This window comes from Rubellimicrobium mesophilum DSM 19309 (genome assembly GCF_000600335.2).
GTDB lineage: Bacteria > Pseudomonadota > Alphaproteobacteria > Rhodobacterales > Rhodobacteraceae > Rubellimicrobium > Rubellimicrobium mesophilum.
Map to the genome: position 1 here is coordinate 140064 of NZ_KK088554.1, position 6356 is coordinate 146419.

Below are 6356 nucleotides of genomic sequence, written 5' to 3' on the forward strand. Positions count from 1 at the left end.
GGGCATCCTCATCCACTAACCCACTCAGCCTCCAAGAGGCCTCCCGCAGGATTTGCGCAACAGAGCCGCCGGGATCACGACGATGTCTTTGCTGTGCGCGAGGTCCGTCCCGATCTCGGCCGCCAGGCCCTGTCCCAGCCGCGCCCAGCGTGGCTCGCCCGCAAGGTTCTTGAAGGGCAGCACCGCGATGGAGGGCAGCGCCTCGGACCCTGCGGGCCGCGTGGCCCAGGCGGTCAGGCCCGCGAGAACAACAAGGAGCGCCGCCACGGCTGCGAGCCAGGGGCGCCGTTGTCGCGCACCCACCACCGCCGGCGGCTCGGCCGCCATCTCGGTCGGCATCAGCCGATACCCCGCTTTGGCACCGTCTGGAGCACGCGGTGCCCCTGGTCCCCGATGACCTGGCGGATCTCCGAGACGCATTGCGTGAGGCTGTCGTCGGTGACGTGGACCTCGCTCCAGGCTCCGTCGAGCAGATCGTTCCGGGTGACGACCTCGCCCGGCCGCCGAGCGAGTTGCAGCAGCACCTTCATCGACTGCGCGCGGAGCGCGACCGGCTGCCCGCCCCGGTCCAGGAGCAAGCCACCAGCAACATCGAGGCTCGCATCCCCAAGGTTCATCCTCCCGCCATTCCATGGAGGATCAGGCCGAACCTCCTCGCCTTTCGGCGGTCTCGGAGATGGTTTCGGATCAATTTGAGCTTCGTTTCGGGACCCAACCCCGACCTTGGCCGCAGCTTGTCCTTGCCGTCCCAGGGCGGCGACCCGATCGGACCAGGGTAGATGCAGAGCCATTCCGGCTCCCCCACGCGTCACGTCGCGGCAAGCCTATCACGCGGCCGCTTGGGGTCAAAGGAACACGGCAGCCGCGCACCCTGGCCCGGGACCAGACACAAACGGAGAATGACCATGCCCAAGACTGTATCGGCCCCGACCGTCGCGCTCCTTGCCGCCCTGCTTGGAGCAGCGACGACTGCAACCGCTCAGGCCGAGGATGTCACGATCTCCCGTGCGCTTGCCGCAGGGAGCCTGCATGAGGGTGCGCTCGACATGGTCGCCTACTGGGTCGAGGCGCCCGGAGGCGCGCTGGAGGTGACGGCCACCTTCCGCGATCGCGCAACGGACGACGAGCCCATGCGGATCGCGATGCCCATGCAGGACGGAGACGCCCTGGCCTTCGGGATGCCCGGCTATGAAGGCGCACTCTACAGGTTCGCCCGGTCCGGCCAAGAGATCCGCATCTCCGTTGAGATCGTACCCCACAGGATCGCGGCCGCGAACTGACCCCCACTCCTGACGACCTCCTCAGCATCGAGGATCACCCATGCCCAAGATCGTGCGGACCCTGACCATCGCCACGCTCCTCGCCGCGACTAGCGCCCTGGCCCAGGAGGCCACCCCCGCCCCGGAGGAGTTCGACGGAGCCTTCACCTGGACCGCGGTGGACCTCTCGACGGTGCCCATGGGAGAGGGGCAGGCGGCCTATGTCCAAGAGACCTACATCGTGAACACCGACGCCGAGGGACCCCTCGCCGGGCTCGCTGCGCGTTGCGTCTTCATGGGCGTCACCGACCTGGCGACCACGGGCATGCGCGACACGGGAACCTGCGTCTACCAGGACGCAGAGGGCAACCAGCTTTGGGACCGGCTCGAGGGCGTGTCCGCGGGGAACGGCGCTGCCTATGGCGGATCCGGGACCTGGATCGGCGGCACCGACCGCTTCGAGGGGGCTTCGTGGGGAGTTCACCTTTGAGACGACCTTTTCCGCCATGCCTAAAGAGGGGACATACCAGGGCACGGGCCTGAAGCGCGGAACCCTTGTCCTCCCGGCGGAATGAACCTGCGAGAGCCAACCCAAGGGTCTCCCGGACCGGCGCAATCGGCCTGTCCGTCGTTCGCTCGGACAAGGGGGTGGCCATCACCTCTCGCCCAGGGCTCAGACCTCCGCCTGGGGCCCGACAAAGCTCCACCCTCCTAACCCCCGCTCGTTGATGAGGCCTACCTTCCCGAGGAGCTTTCGCGATGATCACCCCTGGTTATGCAGCCACGATGGCCGCCTATAACTCGGAGATGAACCGACGCGTCTATGGGGCCGCGCTTCGACTGACCGATGAGCAACGCCGGGCCGAGGGCGGGGCCTTCTGGCACTCCATCCACGGAACCCTGAACCATCTGCTGTGGGTGGACCGGGTCTGGCTGTCACGCTTCGGGGTGGGCGAGCGGCCATCCGTACCGATGTCCTCGAGCGATCGCCTCGTGGCCGACTTCGACGATCTCTGGACGCAGCGGCAGAGCTTTGACGACGCGATCATCGGCTGGGCTAACCACCTGGTGGCCGAGGATCTGGACGGGGATCTCGCTTGGGTGAGCGGGGGCACGGGCCGGCCCATGGTCAAGCCTAAGGCGCTTTGCGTGATCCACCTCTTCAACCACCAGACCCACCACCGAGGTCAGGCCCATGCACTTATCACACGTGCTGGGGAGGCGATCGGGGACACCGACCTGCCATGGGTCGTGGACCATCAGAACATCAAGCTGACCTAGCACCGGGCTCAATTGGTTTAAAATCCTGAGCTTAAGGACCCCAGAGTGCGCGCCAATTAAGATTTACGCACGGCCCGCTCGGGCCGACCTTATCCACAGCTTGCGTGCAGGACGTACGAACCAGGGGGACCTGCATTCGGCAGAAGCGATCGAGACGACGCTACTGCGGCCGGAACAGGACAACCTTAGAGGTCGTTTCACCTGTGCGGCACAGCTGAGGACGAACCACGTGCCTATGCGCGAGAGGCTGCTTTATGCCAGCGAGAACGGGGATCGCTGGAGCTTGGCCGGCGAGCGGGGGACCGGGCAGGTGGTTGTCCGGCACCGAGCCAACCTGGCGTCGGGCGGTCAGGTGAGCGACGTCAGCCTTGGTGCGTTTCTCGGTCAAGGTGGCCTTGGCCCCGAGAAGCAGGAATTGCTGCACCTGATCGGAAGCCTCATTGGCGGCGCGCAGGACGACAGCTCAGACCCTGCGATCTCCTGAGCCGCAAGGGCCACCCACGGACGAGAGGCGTCCGGACATCCCGAGGAGGAAGGTCATGCCCAAAGGTCAGCAGAAGTCCAACAAGGAGATCAAGAAGCCCAAGAAGGACAAGGTGGCTCCAGCCGCCCCGACGAGCTTTGCCAAGGAGCTCTCGGAGTCGGACAGCACGCCTACGAAGAAGGGCAAGTGACGCCGGAGACGCAGCCGAGGCGGGGCTCGCGCCCGAAAGCGCCTTGGCAGTTGTTCAGCTTTGCTCGGGCTGCGCCTGGTCGCGGGCCAGGGCGGCATCGAGATCTCGTGGGTCAATGGGGCGCATCTCCGAGATGCCCCGGCCCCCAGTCCGGCCGCCGATCAGAAGATAGGTCGCACTGCGGCGGTAGGCCTCGAAGCTGAGGCCCTGCAGGAGGTCCTCGTCGACGACGACCTCGTAGTCGCCTGCCGGCAGCTCATCCTCATATCCTGCGATGTGGAACGGATGAGCAAAGGTTACCGTCGATCTCGTACTGCGCGTCTCCATTGTTTCACCTCCTTGGTGCCGACGTCCTCGACGGAACGGGCCCTCGTTCCCTCTGCCAAGCCTTGGGGCATGATCACCCCAGAGCATGCCGTCCAGACAGACCTCGAACGGCCGAGGACCAGCTCTCAGGGATTTCATCCGAGCCGGCGGGCTTGGGCCTCCACCGGGCTGGCATCCGGTGCGTCAGGGGGAAGCGGTTCCCGATCAAGGTTGGCAACCTTCCTCCGGGCCCTCATGAGAGCCCAGCGGGCACGAGACCTACTGGTCTCGTGCGAGACGGAAGCCATCGTCAGGGCGCCTGGGCCCGCTATCATCATGAGCAGGCCCTCATTCCTGGATCAGCTTGGGAAGCGGGCCGCGCGGCTTCGGCACCACGGTCTGCTGACCGAGCCACTGGAAGAAGTCGGCCCAGCCGAGAGCCGGGGGCTGCTCCGGGGTTGACATGTGCTTGTCGAAACTCTGGCGAAGTGTGGGGTAGGTCATCAGGGATCCTCCATCCTGAGGCCGCGAGGAGGATACCCGGCGACTGCTATTGAGATGGGGCCCGAACCCTCGATTACGAGGGCAGCCGGGCCACTATCGCCTAAGCCCTGCGCCGGCCCGGAAAGAATACTGACGTAGGTTCCCGTCTTTGCGCTGCGGCATTCCTCCTTGGCGAATTGTCTTGCTTTGTGGTCCCGCCACCCCCATGTGTCCCATGCGAACGTTATTCTCCCTCGATCCGCTGTCTCCCTCACCGGCTTCAGTTTCTCGTTGTGACACTGACATAGCCGGGCTGCCGCATGCTGCGGGCAGCACCTCCAGAGGAGACCTCACGATGGCCAATGGCACCGTGAAATGGTTCAACACCACCAAGGGCTTCGGCTTCATCGCCCCCGAGGGTGGCAAGCGCGACGTGTTCGTCCACATCTCCGCTGTCGAGCGGGCGGGCCTCACAGGGCTGAGCGACAACCAAGCCGTGACTTTCGACGTCGTCTCCGGCCGCGATGGCCGCGAAGCCGCCGAGAACCTGCAGCTGGCGTAAGCCCTGCGCTCCTGGCCTGGCGGCTATCCCTGCCAGGCCAACGCCACGACGCGCTCGACCGTTCGTGCCTGCCGGCCTCTTCGTCGCACCGCTCGCCTCCGGGTGTGTTCTTCCGGATCGAGGCGAGCCGAGGCATTTGCCCAATTGATGCTGCCGTGGACGGCGATCCCGCCCCGTCCGTCATTGGCATCCCTTTGATCATGGGTTCTGCTGCCGTCCTGTGTCGAGCCACGGCTGGAACCCAAGCCCGAAAGCGGCACGATGAACGCTGGACCTTCCTACAACACCGCCACTGACAGCCGCAGCTGGCCTGCGAAGCTGGCGCGCTACCACCGCCCGAGCATCACACGAAGTGCGCTCGAGGTCCTGGTCACCGTGGTGCCCTTTGTCGCACTGTGGCTCCTGACGGCCTTGGCCGTCGTGAATGGCCACTGGTGGGGACTTGCTCTCACCGTCCCGGCGGCCGGGCTCCTGGTGCGCCTGTTCATCCTGCAGCACGACTGCGGCCATGGATCGCTGTTCCCGAGCCGGCGCGCCAACGACTGGACCGGGCGGGCACTGGGCGTGCTCACGCTCACGCCCTACGACTACTGGCGCCGCACCCACGCGGTCCATCATGCGACCGCCGGCAACCTCGACAAGCGTGGCATCGGCGATGTCCGCACCCTGACCGTCGCCGAGTATCAGGCCCTGCCGTGGTCGGGTCGGGCGCGTTACCGGCTCTACCGCCATCCCCTGGTCATGTTCGGGCTCGGGCCCGCCTGGCTCTTCATCTGCCAGCACCGGCTGCCCATCGGCCTCATGCGCGCGGGCGTGCAGCCCTGGGCGTCGACCCTCGCCACGAGTGCTGGCGCCGCGCTCCCTACCATCGGGCTCATGTGGTGGATCGGCGTCGGTCCCTTCCTCTGGGTCCAGCTGCCGATCACGCTCATGGCGGCCACCGCTGGGGTGTGGCTCTTCTATGTCCAGCATCAGTTTGACGACACTCACTGGTCCCGAGGTCCGGACTGGAACTTCCAGCACGCCGCGCTCCATGGCAGCTCGCACTACGATCTGCCTTGGGCGCTGCGCTGGTTCAGCGGGAACATCGGCATCCACCACGTCCATCACCTGTCGAGCAAGGTCCCGTTCTATCGCCTGCCGGAGGTCCTGGAGGACCATCCCGAACTGCGTGACATCGGTCGCGTGACGCTTCGGGAGAGCCTGAGGGGCGTCAGGCTCGTGCTGTGGGACGAGCGCGCGAAGCGGCTGGTCTCGTTCCGAGAGGCGCAAGCGGCCGCTTGACCTGAAATGGTCTGGCCAACCAGCTTGGCCTGAACTTCGGCGAAGAGCGTCGCGCTTTACGTCAGCCATCCAGAGCCGGACGCTTGGGGACGGCACGCTTCGGCTCCTTCTCGAAGACCGCTCCGCTGTCGCGGCCGGCTCTCCCGATTGCTATGCTTGGGACCATGGCGCACCCTGGCGAGGCCGACATCGAGATGGTCCGGCGGCACGTCCGCGAGGGGGAGGAGCACGTCGCACGCCAGCGCGGGGGCGTCCAGGGTGCCGTTGATCCCCTGCGCCTGGACATGGCCGCTCCGCAGCAGGCGGCAGAGATCTTCCAAGATCCTGCCCTTGCTCCCTCTCGCCGAGGTCAGCGCAGCTGTGCCTGCGCGGGAGACAAAGCTGACGCACAGTTTGCTGCTCGGACCAAAGGGACGGCAGTCTCTGGGCGTCTTTCATGAAACACGCACAGGCCACCCAGTGCTGGGATTCCAGAGACGGACATTCGGCCGAGACAACGGAAACACG

The 6356-nt window shown here is 66.0% G+C and carries 11 protein-coding genes; 7 read left to right on the forward strand and 4 right to left on the reverse strand.

Annotated features, from left to right (window positions below; genetic code table 11):
• Nucleotides 1–24: 24 nt before the first annotated feature.
• Together RUMESO_RS04010 and RUMESO_RS25640 are read right to left on the reverse strand one after the other, a co-directional pair.
• Nucleotides 25–339 (reverse strand): hypothetical protein, encoded by a 315-nt coding sequence (locus RUMESO_RS04010; protein ID WP_037278189.1) that lies wholly within the window; start codon nucleotides 337–339, stop codon nucleotides 25–27.
• Complete coding sequence (locus RUMESO_RS25640) at nucleotides 339–617, reverse strand: winged helix-turn-helix domain-containing protein (protein WP_037278190.1); 279 nt, start codon at nucleotides 615–617, stop codon at nucleotides 339–341. The genes RUMESO_RS04010 and RUMESO_RS25640 overlap by 1 nt, the downstream gene beginning before the upstream one ends.
• Nucleotides 618–905: 288 nt before the next feature.
• On the opposite strand from RUMESO_RS25640, the gene RUMESO_RS04020 reads away from it, so the two are divergent.
• The 5 genes from RUMESO_RS04020 to RUMESO_RS27670 all read left to right on the forward strand — a co-directional run bounded on the left by RUMESO_RS04020 (nucleotide 906) and on the right by RUMESO_RS27670 (nucleotide 3214).
• A complete protein-coding gene (locus RUMESO_RS04020; protein ID WP_051521002.1) occupies nucleotides 906–1280 on the forward strand; it encodes a hypothetical protein in 375 nt (124 codons plus the stop codon).
• 40 nt (nucleotides 1281–1320) lie between these two features.
• Nucleotides 1321–1749 carry a hypothetical protein gene (locus RUMESO_RS04025; protein ID WP_037278191.1) on the forward strand — a complete coding sequence of 143 codons (429 nt, stop codon included), beginning with the start codon at nucleotides 1321–1323 and terminating at the stop codon, nucleotides 1747–1749.
• A gap of 269 nt (nucleotides 1750–2018) precedes the next feature.
• Nucleotides 2019–2540 (forward strand): DinB family protein, encoded by a 522-nt coding sequence (locus RUMESO_RS04030; RefSeq protein ID WP_037278192.1) that lies wholly within the window; start codon nucleotides 2019–2021, stop codon nucleotides 2538–2540.
• 229 nt (nucleotides 2541–2769) lie between these two features.
• The gene (locus RUMESO_RS04035; RefSeq protein ID WP_156362669.1) at nucleotides 2770–3024 is read left to right on the forward strand and encodes a hypothetical protein; all 255 of its coding nucleotides are present in this window, start codon (nucleotides 2770–2772) and stop codon (nucleotides 3022–3024) included.
• Between the two features lie 55 nt (nucleotides 3025–3079).
• Nucleotides 3080–3214, forward strand: a complete 135-nt coding sequence (locus RUMESO_RS27670; protein WP_281177527.1) for a hypothetical protein — start codon at nucleotides 3080–3082, stop codon at nucleotides 3212–3214.
• A gap of 54 nt (nucleotides 3215–3268) precedes the next feature.
• Here the strand turns inward: RUMESO_RS27670 and RUMESO_RS04040 are convergent, their stop codons facing one another.
• Both RUMESO_RS04040 and RUMESO_RS24905 read right to left on the reverse strand, forming a co-directional pair.
• Complete coding sequence (locus RUMESO_RS04040; RefSeq protein WP_037278193.1) at nucleotides 3269–3541, reverse strand: hypothetical protein; 273 nt, start codon at nucleotides 3539–3541, stop codon at nucleotides 3269–3271.
• 327 nt (nucleotides 3542–3868) lie between these two features.
• Nucleotides 3869–4024, reverse strand: a complete 156-nt coding sequence (locus RUMESO_RS24905) for a hypothetical protein (protein WP_156362671.1) — start codon at nucleotides 4022–4024, stop codon at nucleotides 3869–3871.
• A 334-nt stretch (nucleotides 4025–4358) separates the two neighbouring features.
• Between RUMESO_RS24905 and RUMESO_RS04045 the strand changes: the two genes are divergently transcribed.
• Together RUMESO_RS04045 and RUMESO_RS04050 are read left to right on the forward strand one after the other, a co-directional pair.
• Nucleotides 4359–4565 carry a cold-shock protein gene (locus RUMESO_RS04045; protein ID WP_037278194.1) on the forward strand — a complete coding sequence of 69 codons (207 nt, stop codon included), beginning with the start codon at nucleotides 4359–4361 and terminating at the stop codon, nucleotides 4563–4565.
• 261 nt (nucleotides 4566–4826) lie between these two features.
• Nucleotides 4827–5849 (forward strand): fatty acid desaturase, encoded by a 1023-nt coding sequence (locus RUMESO_RS04050; protein ID WP_037278195.1) that lies wholly within the window; start codon nucleotides 4827–4829, stop codon nucleotides 5847–5849.
• The last annotated feature ends 507 nt before the right edge of the window (nucleotides 5850–6356 follow it).